This is a genomic window from Candidatus Neomarinimicrobiota bacterium, assembly GCA_021734025.1.
In the GTDB taxonomy this organism is placed as follows: domain Bacteria; phylum Fidelibacterota; class JAANXI01; order JAANXI01; family JAANXI01; genus JAANXI01.
In genome coordinates this window covers 87,601-104,598 of record JAIPJS010000004.1, presented here as the reverse complement: position 1 = coordinate 104,598, position 16,998 = coordinate 87,601, and the positions used below count along the sequence as shown (strand labels likewise).

Annotated in this window: 13 protein-coding genes and 1 CRISPR repeat array; of the genes, 11 read left to right on the top strand and 2 right to left on the bottom strand. The window is 46.2% G+C overall.

All coding sequences use genetic code 11. The annotated features are described in order from the left end of the window. Positions 1–29: 29 nt before the first annotated feature. Positions 30–824 (bottom strand): T9SS type A sorting domain-containing protein, encoded by a 795-nt coding sequence (locus tag K9N57_06190; protein MCF7803759.1) that lies wholly within the window; start codon positions 822–824, stop codon positions 30–32. Between the two features lie 149 nt (positions 825–973). Between K9N57_06190 and K9N57_06185 the strand changes: the two genes are divergently transcribed. Continuing rightward, positions 974–1,198, top strand: coding sequence for a hypothetical protein (locus tag K9N57_06185; GenBank protein MCF7803758.1), 225 nt, complete (start codon positions 974–976; stop codon positions 1,196–1,198). 8 nt (positions 1,199–1,206) lie between these two features. Here K9N57_06185 and K9N57_06180 read toward each other — a convergent pair whose 3' ends face one another. Beyond that, positions 1,207–1,965 carry a c-type cytochrome gene (locus K9N57_06180; protein ID MCF7803757.1) on the bottom strand — a complete coding sequence of 253 codons (759 nt, stop codon included), beginning with the start codon at positions 1,963–1,965 and terminating at the stop codon, positions 1,207–1,209. 319 nt (positions 1,966–2,284) lie between these two features. On the opposite strand from K9N57_06180, the gene cas1 reads away from it, so the two are divergent. The 10 genes from cas1 (at position 2,285) to K9N57_06130 (ending at position 16,993) form a co-directional block, all read left to right on the top strand. After that, positions 2,285–3,316, top strand: a complete 1,032-nt coding sequence (cas1, locus tag K9N57_06175) for a CRISPR-associated endonuclease Cas1 (GenBank protein ID MCF7803756.1) — start codon at positions 2,285–2,287, stop codon at positions 3,314–3,316. A 158-nt stretch (positions 3,317–3,474) separates the two neighbouring features. Then, complete coding sequence (locus tag K9N57_06170; protein MCF7803755.1) at positions 3,475–4,116, top strand: transposase; 642 nt, start codon at positions 3,475–3,477, stop codon at positions 4,114–4,116. A gap of 176 nt (positions 4,117–4,292) precedes the next feature. After that, a complete protein-coding gene (gene cas2 / locus K9N57_06165) occupies positions 4,293–4,583 on the top strand; it encodes a CRISPR-associated endonuclease Cas2 (protein MCF7803754.1) in 291 nt (96 codons plus the stop codon). 188 nt (positions 4,584–4,771) lie between these two features. Continuing rightward, on the top strand, positions 4,772–5,368 hold the full coding sequence (gene cas4, locus K9N57_06160) for a CRISPR-associated protein Cas4 (protein MCF7803753.1): 597 nt from the start codon (positions 4,772–4,774) through the stop codon (positions 5,366–5,368). A 15-nt stretch (positions 5,369–5,383) separates the two neighbouring features. Then, positions 5,384–7,339, top strand: coding sequence for a type I-B CRISPR-associated protein Cas8b/Csh1 (cas8b, locus tag K9N57_06155; GenBank protein ID MCF7803752.1), 1,956 nt, complete (start codon positions 5,384–5,386; stop codon positions 7,337–7,339). Next, positions 7,339–8,301 carry a type I-B CRISPR-associated protein Cas7/Csh2 gene (gene cas7b, locus K9N57_06150; GenBank protein MCF7803751.1) on the top strand — a complete coding sequence of 321 codons (963 nt, stop codon included), beginning with the start codon at positions 7,339–7,341 and terminating at the stop codon, positions 8,299–8,301. The genes cas8b and cas7b overlap by 1 nt, the downstream gene beginning before the upstream one ends. A 144-nt stretch (positions 8,302–8,445) precedes the next feature. Then, the gene (gene cas5, locus K9N57_06145) at positions 8,446–9,180 is read left to right on the top strand and encodes a CRISPR-associated protein Cas5 (protein ID MCF7803750.1); all 735 of its coding nucleotides are present in this window, start codon (positions 8,446–8,448) and stop codon (positions 9,178–9,180) included. A gap of 26 nt (positions 9,181–9,206) precedes the next feature. Beyond that, on the top strand, positions 9,207–11,651 hold the full coding sequence (gene cas3 / locus K9N57_06140; GenBank protein MCF7803749.1) for a CRISPR-associated helicase Cas3': 2,445 nt from the start codon (positions 9,207–9,209) through the stop codon (positions 11,649–11,651). A 207-nt stretch (positions 11,652–11,858) separates the two neighbouring features. After that, the gene (locus tag K9N57_06135) at positions 11,859–12,524 is read left to right on the top strand and encodes a DNA repair protein (protein MCF7803748.1); all 666 of its coding nucleotides are present in this window, start codon (positions 11,859–11,861) and stop codon (positions 12,522–12,524) included. A gap of 204 nt (positions 12,525–12,728) precedes the next feature. Continuing rightward, positions 12,729–14,891: direct repeats of the CRISPR family, unit length 37 nt; unit sequence ATCACAGACCGAATCCAGAGAGAACAAGGATTGAAAC. A gap of 1,112 nt (positions 14,892–16,003) precedes the next feature. Then, on the top strand, positions 16,004–16,993 hold the full coding sequence (locus tag K9N57_06130) for a PmoA family protein (GenBank protein ID MCF7803747.1): 990 nt from the start codon (positions 16,004–16,006) through the stop codon (positions 16,991–16,993). Positions 16,994–16,998: the final 5 nt, after the last annotated feature.

Sequence of the window (16,998 nt, the reverse complement as noted above, 5' to 3'; positions counted from 1 at the left end):
TTGCAGCGCTCTGTTTAAGGAACAGGATATTACTTTATGAGCAGCATCTTTCTCATCTCAATATTGGTGCCGGCCTGTAATCTATAAAAGTAAACACCAGACGGCAGTCCTGCGCCATTAAACGTAGCTTCATGAGCTCCGTTGGTCAATACACCATCGACCAGGGTCTGTACCAGTTCGCCTCGGGCATTATACACGGAGAGCGAGGCCCGGGTCTGTTCCGTCAACTCAAACCGGATATTGGTGGTCGGGTTGAACGGATTCGGGTAGTTCTGCGCCAGGGTATGTTTGGCAGGCAGACCTGTCGATGCCACATCGATTGAAGTGGTGATATTGTCATCGGAGACATCTGACCATGATTTACCCAGGCGGAATTCATCCATATGAATGGTCATGGCCATTTCGCCACCGTTTTCAAAAGCAACCGTATTAAATCCTTCGGCATGGAGCCAGGAGTCGCGCGATACGTCGGCATCCGCGGTATCCGGGGCACCACCGGCCGGATCGGGATTGATCCACATGAAGGTGCGATCGACTGTCGAATCACCAGAGGCAATAATTTTGGTCACGAGCCATACGGGATCTTTGGTGGCCTCAACGGTTGAGACGTCCGGGCCTTCGCCACCGGCCCAACCGCTCCCGCCGGACCAGGTGGTTCCGCCACCGGATTTCCCTACAGCAACAATCTCGGCGGTGTCTGACCCGGCATCAAAGTAGAACAGTTTCGTCAGATAGTAGGTGTTGCCGGTCGGCACGGAATCGAGTTGCATCGCTACGCTCATCCAGTATTCGGTATCAGCTTCGTCCGGCCAGACTTTTGTCATCGGGAATGTACAAAACAAGCTGATGAGACAATTTCTGGGAGGGGACTCACTGCGGAGTTTTTCAATCATTGGAAAATGGGAGTGTTTTTTACACAAAGTTATGGAGAATCCCACTCCGAAAATCAAAACCGCTCTGGTCATCGCCGGGAGTGACCACCGGAGAAGCGGCGAATCTACTGGAAACGGTCATTGTCGATCAGCGGGAAATTTTACGAAATCACGTGAATACAGACGTCACAGAAATCCCGCAGGCGTTCACGCTGCGTATCAATGCTATTAATCCGGGTGTTTCCTTGGACAGAATAATCGTCGACTTCGGAGGCTACGTGAAATCCTACGGTGTGATTCCGGAGACGCGAGTTCAGAGACGGTGACCTAAAACTTACTCCCCGCTACTCAGCTCCTCGAGTTGCCGCTGGATCCAGCCGTTCTCCGGATCAATTTCCAGCGCTTTTTGGAGGTATTGTCTGGCCTGATCATTATTACCGTTTTGTTGGGAAATCTCCGCGAGTTGGGAGTAAGTAAATATCGACTCAGGAAAGTATTCCCGGTTCATTGTCAGAAGTTTTATAGCGGCTTCCGTATCGCCAGCTTTCCGAAAGTCGCCTGCCACGTTGATCAGCGAACGTTCACCGAAGTCGAATGCGGCACGGCCGTAATACCGGTTTCGCAACTCAGCATAACGCGCCGTGGCCGAATCCAATCCTCCGGCATCAAAAGCCGTCCGGAGTTCCATGTGGAGTGTGGTGGGAATAGCCTGTCCGTTATGACAGGTGACGCACTGTACCTGTGTTAAATCTTCGCGACCGATTTCCGGAAGCAAATGCCGGTTGATCGTCCGGTTCATTCGTACCATCGCCCGGGCCACCTTTTTGGTCTCCTTTTCGTCAGAGGCAAAATCCATTCCCCGTTCCCCGGGCGGATTCTGTACATGGCAATGCCCACAGCGCACGCCTAGCGCCGCTGAAAAACTCCCCATGACGTCCCGCAGTTCTTCTTCACTGATATCTTTGGGCAATACCTGCAGGTTCTCATATTCCTGGGCAAATCCCGTTGCGCCCGTAAGGGTAAAACATGCAACGCTCAACAGCAAGATCCCAACTTTTTTGTGTATGGACATCGATCGGTGTATCAGCATCATCTTCTCCTTCGATGAATGGAAGTTTCGTCTCATGTGGATCGGTAGGAATGTCTTTTACAGATGCGGTAAGTTAGACGCCTCAGGTCGGCCTTTCCAGCGGTTAATTTTGGTGGATTGTTGATTCCGTAGAGCGACTCGACGAGACACCCCTCTCTTCATTAATCGGTATTTCATGACCAGTTATTAGATATTTACTTTTCTTTTCTAATGAATGGGGTTAATATACTTTCGCAGTTACGACGCTTGCAGTAATATTCTTCGTTTTCATCGTACAATGGGTGTATTTGGTCTTAAATATAAACTTATTGAGTAGGGCTGTATGCAATTAGTCATCAATTCTTACGGCGCGTTTTTACACAAGAAGCAGGAGATGTTCCGCATTAAAATCAAGGATCAGCAGTACCGGTTTTCGCCGAAGAAGGTGGAGTCGATTCTGGTCACCACCGGGGCATCATTTTCCAGTGATGCCGTCGAACTGGCCATTGAGCACAATATCGATTTCATTTTCATGAATCGATACGGTGATCCGTATGCGCGCATTTGGCGACCAAAGATGGGGAGCACCGCCGCCATCCGGCGGAAGCAACTGGAACTGTCGGAAACTGCCGACGGCTTTGCCTCGGTTATCACACTCATCACACGGAAGTTCGACCACCAACTCACTCTGCTGAAGGCGCTAAAGCGAACGCGCAAAGGAGATAGTGTGGCAGTGTTGGAGCACGGCATCTCCGGTATCGAGGGATTGCGGAAGAAATTGAAAACCGTAAAGCCCGATGCTCAGGACATCGCTGGGACATTGCGCGGTTTGGAGGGAAGCGCCGGACGAACCTATTTCGGAACAATCTCCAAAATCCTGCCGGAGAATTATCAGTTCGACGGGCGTTCCAGAGATCCGGCGGCGGATTACTTCAACTGTCTGTTGAATTACGGATATGGGATGTTGTACGGCATGGTGGAGCGGGCGTGCATTCTGGCGGGACTCGACCCGCACGTCGGACTGCTGCACACGGATAATTATAACAAGAAATCGTTCGTGTTCGACATGATCGAGCCGTTCCGCCCGTACCTCGACGAGGTTGTGATTAAACTGATTACAACACGGCAGATTAAGCAGGCGTACTTCGACGACATCCCGGACGGCTACACACTGAATAAAGCGGGAAAGGGAGTACTCATCCCTTCCGTGAACGATTTTTTCGAGGAATCCATCCGCTACCGGGGACGCAACATCAAGCGGAAACACACCCTCCAGTACGAATGCCACCGTCTTGCCAACGACTGGCTCAACCGGGACGACGACCCGGATGTGAATGTGGTGGAGACGCGGGAGCTGGGGGAGGATGCGAACTAACGTGGAAGAAGTCTGTGGAAGCACGCTATGGCATGTCTTTACAAAGAATGAAAGGTGATCTTAAATGTAGAGACGTTTCATGAAACGTCTCTACAATACAGATTTGCAGGAATATAAATTTGCAGGAATATAAAACATTCCATAAGGGGACAGCATAAATGCCCGATTATTTCAGAAACAAATACCGCATCGATTCTCATCGGTTAAAGGGCTGGGACTACCGCACACCCGGTTGGTATTTTGTAACTATCTGCACCTATGAAGGAATTGAATATTTCGGTGACATCCGCAATAAAATAATGGGATTGTCGGAACTCGGATGCACTGTCTGGAAATACTGGTATGAAATTCCGACCCATCAGCCGCATGTCCAACTTGGCGAATTTATTGTGATGCCGAATCATGTGCATTTGACGATGCAACTGACTAAAGGAAGTATTGATAAAAATAGGCCAGTAGAGACGTTGCATCAAGCTGGAACCAATGATTCGAAAGAAGTATCAGAAGTAGAGACGTGCCATGGCACGTCTCTACAAGGGAACGGGCCAGCTAGCCGTATAAAATTTATGGCTGAAATTTCACCCAAATCCGGTTCCCTGTCCATCATCATCAACCATTTCAAAGGCGCCATACGTACTTGGTGCAAGAATAACGGCCACGGCACATTCGCCTGGCAGCCGGGATTTCATGATCATATTGTGCGTAATAATACATCATTGGAACGAATCAACGAATACATCCGCACCAACCCGGAGTATTGGGAGGAGGATCGGTATCACCCGGGGAATTTGAATAAGTGATAGGTTTTAACTTGAAGGATGTTACAGTAGAGACGTATCATGATACGTCTCTACAATAACTGGTTTCTACAATGACATTGAATAGATTGGTTAACGGACACGAATGCACCTATTGTGTAGAGCCGTGCCATGGCACGGCTCTACTGGTGGCATAAAACATTTCAGGAGACAAACCAATGCTCCTCTGGATCATCTACGACATCAGCAAAGATAAGGCCCGGAAAAAGATGGCGGATGCGTGCGAACAGTACGGATTGTACCGGGTGCAGTATTCCGCGTTTCTCGGTGATGTAAACAAAAACCAGATGGACGAAATGCAATTGAAGGCGGAAGAGCTAATCAACGAAAAGACGGATGCCGTCTACCTGTTCCCCATGTGCGAGGAGGATTTCAAGAAGGTGGCGCTGGTGGGACAGGAATTCGACCGGAAATTGATTGCCGACCAGCTATCGACGAAGATGGTATAAAAAACCCTGGCGCTGACAGTCCCAGACAGGGCTGTTAGCGTCAGAATTTGCATGAAGGATCCAGGAATGTAAAGACGTGCCATGGCACGTCTCTACCAAAGACAAAGGTTAGAAAGGTATAAATTAGAGGGTGTATCGGAGTATAGTAGAGACGTTTCATGAAACGTCTCTACGGGAATAAGGACAGAATGAACAACACACACCAATTCTACATCACCCCGTCCGATATGCTGGAATACCTGTACTGTCCGCGGTTTATCTATTTTGAAAACGTGTTGGATATTCCGGAAAATCAGGGAAGCCGCTGGAAGGTGCAAAAAGGTCGGAGTATCCATAAGAAAAAGGCTGCGCAAAACCCAGATTACCTGCGGAAGAAACGGGGCGTAACGGACAAGCAGACGGAAGTCAAACTGCATTCGGACAACCTTGGCGTTCGAGGCATTGTGGATGAAATACTGACGCTGGATGACGGCACCATGGCGCCGCTGGATTACAAGTACGCGGAGTACAAGGGGCGGATTTACCAGACTTACAAATACCAGACGGCGATCTACGGATTGCTGATCGAGGAGAATTACGGCAAGCCGGTCAAAACCGGCTATCTGGTGTACACCCGAAGCAAAAACAAGTTGCTTGACGTCCCCATTACCGATACCTTAAAAGCACACGCCAAAGAGACCATCTCCAGTATTCGCACAGTCATCAGGGACGGATGGTTTCCGCAGTCTACAAAGTATAAAAAACGCTGTATCGATTGTTGCTATCACGGGATTTGCGTGCAGTGAGTTGCGGAGAGTTCAATGATTGAGTCATGTTATTCCATTGGAAAAGCGAAGTTACAGGATCTGCCACCAGAGGAAAGCCGGAAGGCTTTTCTTGATTCACAGACTATTATGCCTGACCATCCATTCGGGTTGGATGAGTCCCAGAATGCGTACGAAATAGTAGTCAATCTACTCCCCGATAAAGATCAGATTAAACTGGAGCTCGGGAAAGAACTCATTCCTGAGAACAGAACAGATTTTTTTGCGTTTGAATTATTGGGACAACGTAGTAAAAAAATCTATTTTTGTACTAATAACCTTTATTACCATCTCACCTCCATTGATGAAATGCTTTCGTATTTAGATGATAAATTGTCGGGAAAATTTCCGGATTTCCGGCAATATATCGAATCGATTCATTCGCAGTTTTACACAACTACTACGGATGGCAAATCTTGCCTGAACTTCCAAAAACTGGACTCAGGGCAGCTGAAGTCATTTCATGGTTATTTAGGTGACGCTGAAGATAAATTTACTAAAGTGAAAAGTGCATTTCTGGAGTTAGTAAGCAAAGATATCTATGGGCAAACCCGAAAAGGTTTTGCCAATAATATTAATATTTGTTCTCTCAAGGTCGATGGTAAATACTTTCATAAAGGTCGATTTGCCCGGGACTATATCGATGTGGTGTATTATGAACGTTTTCAACGGTTTTTCCAGGATACGGAACCTATGGTTCAATCTGAAGCAGTCTGTTCCCTTTGTGGACAGACAAAACCGGTTACGGGAAAGATAAATATCCCTACTAAGTTTTATGGAACGACAGATACCATATTTTTTGAAAATTTAGAACAGAAGTCAGCGTACAAATCTTTTGCCTCATGTGAAGAGTGCTATTCCTGGCTTATGACAGGAATCGATCATACACAACAGCATTTTCAGGATACCTTGTTTCGCGTGAAGTATTATCTGATTCCCAATGTTCAAACGATAAAAAAGTCTCAAAACCTGGATGCACAGGTAAGTTATATTCAAAGTATTCTGAATTATCGCTCCTCTGATTTGCACGAAGAATTGCGTTCTCATGATAAATTAATTGATGAAATGCTGACAACCAATACACGGTTCGATTTTCTATTTTACTGGTTAGACCAGGCGTCATTTAATGTCGTTGAAAGTATTCCTGATGTAGAATTCCAACAATTCCATAGTCTTTTTGGAACAATCAGGAATCTACACCAAACCTTTTATATAAATTTATTCGACACACCAATTACCTTAAATTCGCTGTATTGGTTACTTTTCCCGAACCGATTTTCTCATGGGAAAAATCCGGATAGTGAAATCTACAGGAAAGAATTAGTTAGACTATTTGGATCTTTAGTAAAAGGCGCGCCGGTACAATACCGTTATCTACTACGCAGATTCAACGATATTTTCCACAAAACCTATCATAAAAACGAACGTGATCTGGGGATACTTAAAAGACCATTGGATATGAATATCCTGTTATCTGTCTTTTCGGCAAATGCAAAACTGCAAGGGAGTCGGCAAATGAATGGAGAGGCAAAAATTTTTACAGAGATACCCGATGACGAGATTCAGAAGTTTTTCGAGGTGCATGAAAATATTTACAAAGGGCAGCCGCATCGCCAGGGATTAGTTCTGCTGGGTTCCCTCATGAATGGCATCTTGTATAAACAACAACAGGAAAATAAGTCTAGCACAGTGTTGGATAAATTGAATTTTGACGGTATGCCCGTGAGACGACTTTCAACGTTCGTTAATGAAATATCCGAATACCTTAAATTATATGATGAATACCGGTATAATACCCTCCGACATGCGGCCATGATCGACCGATTGCAGGGGATAGAAAATTCCTCACTGACAAAAGATGAGGTTGTGTTTTATATCCTGACGGGTATCTCGCTGGGCAAATATATCGGCATCGAAGCGGCAAGAGAAAAACAGGCAGAGGAGAAATCATAATGGCGAATTTATCTCGCAACTCGGAAATATTGTTTCTGTATGATGCAAAACAGTGTAATCCCAACGGTGATATGGACAACGAGAATAAGCCGAGAATGGACTGGGAGGCCGGCCGGAATCTCGTGAGTGACGTGCGGCTGAAACGATATATCAGGGATTACCTGATGCAGGTCAAAGAATTACCAATCTTTGTCCGAAAACTCGTCGATGCTGGATTACGTGCGCAGGATTCGCTGGCACTTTTCAAACTGACGCATTTGGATGGAAAGAAGGAAGAAGACCTAACTCTCGATGATTTGAAGAAAGTAAAGGGTTTGGAAGAAATCGGAGATAACCTCTTTGACCTCGTCGATATCCGAATATTTGGCGCAACAATTCCGATTCAGGTAGAAGAAGGACGTGGTGCCTCATCGACATTTACAGGCCCGGTGCAATTCAACTGGGGCTATTCGCTGAATACTATCCATGAATTGCAGGAGAGCAAAACCATTACTTCGCATCTGCAAACCGGGAAAAGCGAGCACGGCGCTGGTATCGGCAAAGATTACCGCGTTAATTACTCCTTTCTGGCGTTCAGTGGTGGTATTAATGCCAACGTAGCACAGGATACCCGAATGACAGAGGAGGATGTGCAATTGCTGGACGAAGCTATCATCAAGTCTATCCCGTTGAACCGGACGCGGTCAAAAATCGGACAGACACCCCGGTTGTATCTGCGGGTTGAAATGACAGATAATCAGACCGTACTAAACGATCTCCGTGAATTCGTTCATCTGGAAACCTCCGTGCCCGAACCTGAATTGCGATCCATCAAGGAGTGTACCGTAGACGCAACCGAACTACAGGCATATCTTGGTAAGTTCGACGGCAAAATCCAAAAGATTCATTACTGGAAAGATGGAAATTTAAGTATTGACGGGTTGGATCTGGAATCTGCGAAATTTCAGGAATTGAGTTACTAATCTGAATAATTCATAAAACGACAGATCGAGTGTAGAGACGTTCCATGGAACGTCTCTACTCCACTATAGATATTAATTTTAAGCCCAATATGAACCACTGATTTTTTTCGTATCATGAAGAATTCAGGCTAATGAGGATCGTATATGTCCGAACCGAAAATTCCCGGATTACTGACATTCCAGCTCACCGGGAAAATTGCGCACTTTAAAAAGTACTACTCCAATATTTCCTCGTTGACCTACGAGGTGCCACCCCGCACGGTGATAACGGGAATCCTTGCCTCTATCCTGGAAATGCCAAGAGATACGTACTACGAGACATTCTCACCACAACAATCGAAAATCGGAGTGCAGCTGCTAAGTCCTGTGCGGAAGCAGGTCTCCTGTATGAATTACGTAAAAAAGGAGGGTGGGCCGACCCAGGTACGCTTGGAACTGCTCCTGCCCAGAGAGGAAAGACTCCGGTTCCGCATCTACTGTTGGCATGAAAATGCTGAACTCTTCGATAGCTTGTTCCATCGCTGTAAAAACCATAACCTCGGCTACGGTGTATATCTCGGACAACGAGCATTTCGAGGATACGTGGAGGACGCGGGAATGATCCCTGAATCGGATATTCAATTCCTGACAGATTTTTCTGGAAAGCTGGATTCTCTGACATTCGAGGAAAACATTTCCGGGTTAAGTGACACGGTTGGGTTTGACATCAACAGTGCCTCCATGCCGAACACCATGCGAAAAATTGATGTAGGACGCGAACAGGATTCCATGGTAAATACCGTTTTTGAAATGAGTGGCAAAGGCGTTCCGGGTAGGTTTAAGGAAGCGTTTCGAGTCCGGGACAAAACCATCTCTTTCTATACACCTTTTGTCTCATGATGCTAAAGTCGCATCCGGAAACGTCAATGCAGGATCATCTTAGCCAGGTAGCCGAGAATTCAAGACAGGTCGTTCAGGATAAAAATCTAAACTTTTCATTATTTTCGAAAAATGAAATTGACGATCTCAGTTATCTCATCGGAATTGCCCATGATTTCGGAAAATCTACTACTTATTTCCAAGGATTATTGCCACCGCATTCAGTTGACGGTAATCATACCCACCATGCTCCAATTTCTTCCTTATTTGCGTATGTCCTCGTACAGGAGCGATTTCCTGAAAAGTCTATAGCCCCGCTGCTGGCGTATCTGACAGTGCGATACCATCACGGAAATTTGCAATCACCACAAAACCCGTTTACCCTGAATGCCTCGGTGCAGAAACAACTGAAAAATATTCAGGACAAACAATTTTCGGCTGTTGCTGAAATGTATAGTACACTTTTGCAAGAATACGACCTTGAATTCCTGGAAGTATTTGATGTACTGTCTTCTCTGGTGGAAGAGGAGATAATTGAGCGGGATTTTTCACGAAAGGTTTCCAGGGATTTGCATTATGGATTGAACGATTTCGAGGAAGAACAGCAAATTGAAGTTTTTCTGCTGTCGAATTTCCTGTTTTCCGTATTGATTGATTCGGACAAGAAGGCGGCCGGCAAACTGGATGTGGATTATTTTGAGAATGCCTGCGAACTAGTGGTTGAGGTTGATAAGTATTTGGAGCATCTCCGGGAAGGGTATCCTGGTAAATTTAATCCTGAAAAACCGTTAAATGCCCAGCGGAATGCGTTCTTTCGCGAGGTTACCGCAAACCAGCAGCTTAATCCGGATAACCATATTTACACCATCACTGCTCCAACCGGTATCGGTAAAACCTATGCTGCATTTGGGGCGGCAAACAATCTGAAACGCCAGCTGGAGCCATCTCGGCGAATTATTTATGCTCTGCCGTTTACCTCCATTATCGACCAAAATTATGAAGAATTCGAACAGTTGCTCGCGTGGTCTTTGGAAGACGCTTTTACGGAAACCCCCACCAAATATCTTTTGAAGCATCACTATCTATCGCCGATGGAAATCATTCGGAGCGAAAAAAGGGATAGCGAAATCTCACAGGACTATGCCAACTATTATGATGACCGGATGCTGAATGAGTTATGGGATGCGGGCAATATCGTCACCACATTTGTACAACTGTTTCAAAGCATCATCGGATACCAAAACCGGTGGCTCAAGAAATTTCATAATATTGTGAACAGCATTATTATTCTGGATGAAGTGCAGAATATTCCCGCTGATTACCATACGCTGGTCGGCAAAGTATTTGAAATATTTGCCCGAAAATTCGACACCTATATTTTCCTGATGACGGCTACTCAGCCACACATCTTTTCTCCGGAACAAAGCGTCGCCCTTGTGGAGAGCGATAAATATTTTGAGCACCCCTTATTCAACAGGGTAATTGTCGAAAAAATTAACGGACTCTCCGGAATAACAATTGATAAGTTTATACAGAAATTCAATGACGGGTTTTCCGGCGATTCGGGACTGATCGTATGTAATACAAAAAAATCGGCACTGGAAATCTACAACCGTATTTCTGAAAACCCGCAGCATTCAGCTCAATATAAGATTAAATGTTTAACGACCTTACAGACTCCGGCCGACCGAAAATCCATCATCCACGAAATTGGGGATTTATTGTCACGGAAGGAGAAGGTGATATGCGTTTCGACTCAGCTTATTGAAGCCGGTATTGACCTGAGTTTTCAGACCGTCTATAGGGATATGGGGCCGTTTGACAGTATTGTTCAGGTAGCAGGGCGATGCAACCGGCACGGTGAATTGGACGAACCGGGAAAAATGTATATAATGCGGCTTCAGCGCGAGAACGGGAGGGATTATTCCGGGATCTACGATCCGAAATTAATGCAAATGGCCGGAGAAACCGTAGACGCCCCTCACTTTGAAAGCCGGGATTTTCTGAGGATGAGCCACGATTACTTTTCCGGCTTTGATTTCGTAGGAGAAAGTAATCGGTTGTTGCAGGGATTGCAGCGTCTAAATTATTCTGAAGAGATGGCGAACGAAACCGCAGTCAAAGATTTCCAGCTAATCGAACAGAGAGCCGAACAGCAAGATGTAATAATCTGTACTGATACAAAATCGGAACAGCATCTGCAGAGATTCCTCGAACTTCACAAATCATTATCTGATACCGAAAGACGTTCTGCTGAACGCAAAAATATTATGGGTGAAATCAGATACCTGCGCCAAAAACTTGCGGATTATACCATCAGCGTATTCGCCAATCAATTAATACCGTATCATAAATCAGCGGATATTAAATCAGAAATCAATGACAATTTATTATATGTTCCGCTTGAAATCGCAAAACAGGAGAATATTTATACGAAAGAAACCGGATTTAATCTTGAACCGGATTCAGTTACTACGACCTCTATGATATGACAGGAATCGAAGAATTTGATGAATACAAACCTGAAAATTGATGATATATGAAACGTGAATATTCCCTAGTAGAGACGTTTCATGAAACGTCTCTACACTGGATATCTCTGATTGGAGTGTAATCAATCTAGGAATTTCACATTTCATTTATATTGCATCTTATTACTGAAGAGGTTAAAGAAGGAATCCATAAGCAACCAAAACACCATGCAACTCCACGTCAACAGATTCCAGTGCATCACCACCGCGAAAAAAGCCATTCCGCCAGCCAAACTTCGGGGATACCTGGGCGGCGCGTTTTACGACCATCCGTTGATTCATAACCATGAGAATGGTAAATCCCGCAACCGGTATCCGCTGATCCAGTACAAAATTCTGGACGATATTCCGACGATTGTCAGCGTGAAAGACGGGAATGCGGTTATACAAAAACTGTTCACCGAGATTAACGAAATCCAGCTGATTAACAAGACCTATCCGGTGCTGGAAAAAAATCTGAAACAGACAAAATATGATTACGGGGGGAGTGAGCAATTTTATCAGTACGAATTTTTAACGCCCTGGATACCGTTTAACCAGAAAAATTACGAGCAGTATAAGACGCTGGAGACAAACAAGCAACGCGCTGACAAACTAAAAAGCATCCTGATCGGCAATATTCTTTCCCAGGCCAAAGGACTTGATTATTGGATCGAGCAGCAACTTGAAGTGAAACTCGCATTGCATCAAACCGACCGTCCGGTGGAGTATAAAAAGGTGCAGTTCATCGGCTTTGAAGGTTATTTCAAGGTTAATTTCAACCTGCCGGATTACCTGGGAATCGGCAAGGCCGTCTCCCACGGTTTCGGCACCATCAAACGGATGGAAACCTGACCGCATCCTGCCGATTTATAGAGATGATGAAAACGAGTTCAGGTTAAATGAAGAAAAATCAACACGATACCGAAAGGAGAAATCCTGCAATCGACCGGAAAATCGCAATAAAATCACCCGTCTGTTTACCGGGTGTTCGCCAAAATATGCGAGCATGGAGGTGCATACAGCCCCCATGATTGAGCGATTTTCAGCATATTTGCGATCACAGACCGAATCCAGAGAGAACAAGGATTGAAACTCGATACCGTCTATGATTATATCGGGATGCTGGTACATCACAGACCGAATCCAGAGAGAACAAGGATTGAAACAGGTGAGTTGGTCGAACTGGGCGTCCGGCATGATATACCATCACAGACCGAATCCAGAGAGAACAAGGATTGAAACTGAAAAATATTTTGATGAGGAGGACTAATGCTTATCCAATCACAGACCGAATCCAGAGAGAACAAGGATTGAAACGAATTGGACAGAACCCGCCTGAATAGCAACGTCTCGATCACAGACCGAATCCAGAGAGAACAAGGATTGAAACAGTGGAATTTTCCGAACAGTGACCTTTTTCCACGTATCACAGACCGAATCCAGAGAGAACAAGGATTGAAACAAGGGGGAACGGATGTCAAAATCGAACGGATTCAAAAGATCACAGACCGAATCCAGAGAGAACAAGGATTGAAACAAAAACTGAAGCAGGCGTTGAAAGCGGCCGGGGTCTATCACAGACCGAATCCAGAGAGAACAAGGATTGAAACAGTGGGTTCTCTGGGGGAAGTTTAGGAGATATGGATCACAGACCGAATCCAGAGAGAACAAGGATTGAAACACAAAGGGTTCCCGGCCTTTCTTTGTTTCTGGGAGTAATCACAGACCGAATCCAGAGAGAACAAGGATTGAAACCATGCCATGATTATGTCGGAGGAGGATTTTTCAAAATCACAGACCGAATCCAGAGAGAACAAGGATTGAAACCCGGGCGTCTCGTCCGTAGTGGCCGTCTGGCCGAGATCACAGACCGAATCCAGAGAGAACAAGGATTGAAACTCTCCTAAAGGCATACCCTCATCGTTAATATGGAATCACAGACCGAATCCAGAGAGAACAAGGATTGAAACTGTAGGCGGGCTTTTCTTTCAGACTATCAGATCTCCAGATCACAGACCGAATCCAGAGAGAACAAGGATTGAAACTTCTGCGCTCGGATTTTACGCAACAGATGGCCCGGCAGATCACAGACCGAATCCAGAGAGAACAAGGATTGAAACATTCTGATCTTGAAGGATGGCAACATGGCGGGGATTATCACAGACCGAATCCAGAGAGAACAAGGATTGAAACAAAACCTTCTCGGCGGTCACCGGAAAACGCTACTGGATCACAGACCGAATCCAGAGAGAACAAGGATTGAAACATATTGCCCTTGCCGGTAGATCCATTGCTGTGTTTTATCACAGACCGAATCCAGAGAGAACAAGGATTGAAACACCATATGGCAGATTGGCAGACAATGGTCTATCTGTAATCACAGACCGAATCCAGAGAGAACAAGGATTGAAACCTGATGTCCATCTCCAGATCGTCCGGGACGGGGGTGATCACAGACCGAATCCAGAGAGAACAAGGATTGAAACGCGGCCTGGATCTTTTCCTCCGCCTGGTTATCGATATCACAGACCGAATCCAGAGAGAACAAGGATTGAAACCAGCCAGCGGCAGGCGCTCTGATAACTCCCATAATTCCAATCACAGACCGAATCCAGAGAGAACAAGGATTGAAACTATAAGGATCGCCTGGCAAATGGCGAGACCAATACCCATCACAGACCGAATCCAGAGAGAACAAGGATTGAAACAATTAGACGAGGAGCACTGATATGCTGCGATTTTTATCACAGACCGAATCCAGAGAGAACAAGGATTGAAACAACAGGGTTTGAACGCTCTGGCGGGTATTTCTGCCGCATCACAGACCGAATCCAGACAGAACAAGGATTGAAACCTTCAGTCAGGAGCCGGAGCGGTAGCGATGAGTGAATCACAAACCGAATCCAATGAGAACAAGGATTGAAACCCAATATCATCCGGTGCGACCGTAATCTCGTATATATCACAAACCGAATCCAATGAGAACAAGGATTGAAACTTGGAAGAACGATATATACCGGATCACTAACAATAGATCACAAACCGAATCCAATGAGAACAAGGATTGAAACCTTGCTCTGTATACTTTGAGCGTTCATCTTCCGTAAAATCACAAACCGAATCCAATGAGAACAAGGATTGAAACAGATTAATCACCTCCTTAATGGCGGGTGTGTTCTGGAATCACAGACCGAATCCAGAGAGAACAAGGATTGATCCCGCCGTCGCGGGATTTCGCCTCTGGCGAGGCTCAAAACCAGCGATGAGATACGATCGGAGCGCTTACAAGGCACGACCGACTCTGTGGATATCACCAACCAAGTAATACCCATCCACCTTGAAATAACGACGTAGTACTTCGCATATCTTTGCATTGGAAGAGGACAGATTGAATCCCCGGAGAAAAACTGTCGCAACTGGACTAAAAGGAGTGGGTATAATGGTATAGAGGTATAAGGTATAGGGAAAAGTACTACGTATTGCGTACAACAAATACGGGAGCCTTGATTACGCAATACGCAGTACGGATTTGTGTGGAACACTTGGACACTAATACTTTAACAATTACACTTAAACACTGTTTTTTTACCCGAACACCGGAACACTGGTTTCACCACAGACCGAATCTCCCGTAGGGATCCCTTCGGGGCAATGAGAACAAGGATTGATCCCGCCGTCGCGGGATTTCGCCTCTGGCGAGGCTCAAAACCCGTGAAGAGAGCCGCCCGGCGTCCTGGCAGAGTTCAGCCGACTCTCCGGGTACTCCCAACCGGGGAATACCCGTCTGTCTTGAAATGTCTGCGGAGTGCTTCACATTTCTCCGCATTGGAATATGTCAAATTAAATTCCCGGTGATTAACCTGGCGCAACTGGATTCTCAACAAAAGGGGGATAAGGGTATAGGGGTATAAGGGGGTGGTTGCTCGCTTAGAGTCCGTGAAGCGGGGGTGAGCGGGGATCAGGTCCGACCTGGTTTGGACCTGTCTCGCTCCGACGGTCACCGCTGGATATGAACCTTGTGCCACTAGCCCTGTGACAGGTGCCAACCGTAACACGATAACACCATAACACGGTAACCCGGTTTGCATCTCGAACACCGGAACACTATAACACGTGAACACTGGTTTCACCACAGACCGAATCTCCCAACGGGATCCCTGCGGGGCAATGAGAACAAGGATTGAAACAAAATGGCTTGTTTCCACCTTTATTTGAATCCGAAATTCTGTTCAAACTACCTGTACCGGAAATTAACGAACATTTTAATTCAGAACTGTTACATTCGGCAATGGGATCTGTCTTTTTCATATGCAACGTAGGGGCGCAGAGAAATGCTGAATATTCCAAATAAAATGCTGGCCTTCATTGGGAGCGTATTGATTCTATTGGTCGGACTATGTTGTGTCCGAATCGGAAACGCACAGACTATATCCGGGGACGGCCTGACTGCCTCCCGGGCCGGAGATGGTGTACTAATCACTGAGGGCGGTGACAGCATCCTGTTTTACCAAATGGCACCTAGGTCGTATAGGGGTGAGTATACTCGTTCAAATTATATCCACCCATTATGGGGACTATCTGGCGAAGTCCTGACCGAGGATTTTCCGAAAGATCACCTGCACCAGCGGGGGATCTTCTGGGCGTGGCATCAGGTGTATGTCAATGGGAAGCGCGTGGGCGATCAATGGGAATTGGAGGATTGTCGCTGGGATTTTAAAAAGATTACCATAGATAGAAACGGGCTTCCGGAATCCATCGCGATCCAGGCGGAAGTGTTGTGGATGTCTCCCGGTTGGACAGACGCGCAGGGAGAGCAGGTGCCCTTTGTGAAAGAGACGACCACCATTGAAGTCCACAGACGCCAGCCGGATCTACGGAAAATAGATTTTACCATCGAACTTCGTGCTTTGGATGGGCATGTCAAAATCGGCGGCTCCGAAGATGTGAAGGGCTACGGCGGATTTTCCGCCCGCATTCGCTTGCCGAAAGGCATCCGCTTTACCGGTACTTCGGGAGCGGTAACGCCGGAAAACACCGCCGTGCAGGCCGGCCCGTGGGTGGACTTTTCCGGTTCATTTATCGAGGAATCGGTATCGGGAATTACGATCTTTACCCATCCGTCCCTGCCGAATTTTCCGCCGCCGTGGATACTGCGGAGCGAGGCCAGCATGCAAAATCCGGTGTTTCCCGGTCGGGCGCCGGTGGCAGTGCCAACGGAGAGTCCACTGACGCTGCGATACCGGCTGGTGCTCCATGCCGGTGGACCGGATACTATCAATCCGGATTCGCTTCAGGCCGAATATAGTACATTGGTAGAGTAGTCAGA

Excerpts from the sequence above, each read along its gene's own strand:
- K9N57_06190 (MCF7803759.1), bottom strand. The coding sequence starts at position 824 with ATGACAAAAGTCTGGCCGGACGAAGCTGATACCGAATACTGGATGAGC.
- cas5 (MCF7803750.1), top strand. The coding sequence starts at position 8,446 with ATGTCCGAACCGAAAATTCCCGGATTACTGACATTCCAGCTCACCGGG.
- cas4 (MCF7803753.1), top strand. The coding sequence starts at position 4,772 with ATGAACAACACACACCAATTCTACATCACCCCGTCCGATATGCTGGAA.
- cas3 (MCF7803749.1), top strand. The coding sequence starts at position 9,207 with ATGCAGGATCATCTTAGCCAGGTAGCCGAGAATTCAAGACAGGTCGTT.
- K9N57_06130 (MCF7803747.1), top strand. The coding sequence starts at position 16,004 with ATGCTGAATATTCCAAATAAAATGCTGGCCTTCATTGGGAGCGTATTG.
- K9N57_06170 (MCF7803755.1), top strand. The coding sequence starts at position 3,475 with ATGCCCGATTATTTCAGAAACAAATACCGCATCGATTCTCATCGGTTA.
- K9N57_06135 (MCF7803748.1), top strand. The coding sequence starts at position 11,859 with ATGCAACTCCACGTCAACAGATTCCAGTGCATCACCACCGCGAAAAAA.
- K9N57_06180 (MCF7803757.1), bottom strand. The coding sequence starts at position 1,965 with ATGATGCTGATACACCGATCGATGTCCATACACAAAAAAGTTGGGATC.
- cas7b (MCF7803751.1), top strand. The coding sequence starts at position 7,339 with ATGGCGAATTTATCTCGCAACTCGGAAATATTGTTTCTGTATGATGCA.
- cas8b (MCF7803752.1), top strand. The coding sequence starts at position 5,384 with ATGATTGAGTCATGTTATTCCATTGGAAAAGCGAAGTTACAGGATCTG.
- cas1 (MCF7803756.1), top strand. The coding sequence starts at position 2,285 with ATGCAATTAGTCATCAATTCTTACGGCGCGTTTTTACACAAGAAGCAG.
- cas2 (MCF7803754.1), top strand. The coding sequence starts at position 4,293 with ATGCTCCTCTGGATCATCTACGACATCAGCAAAGATAAGGCCCGGAAA.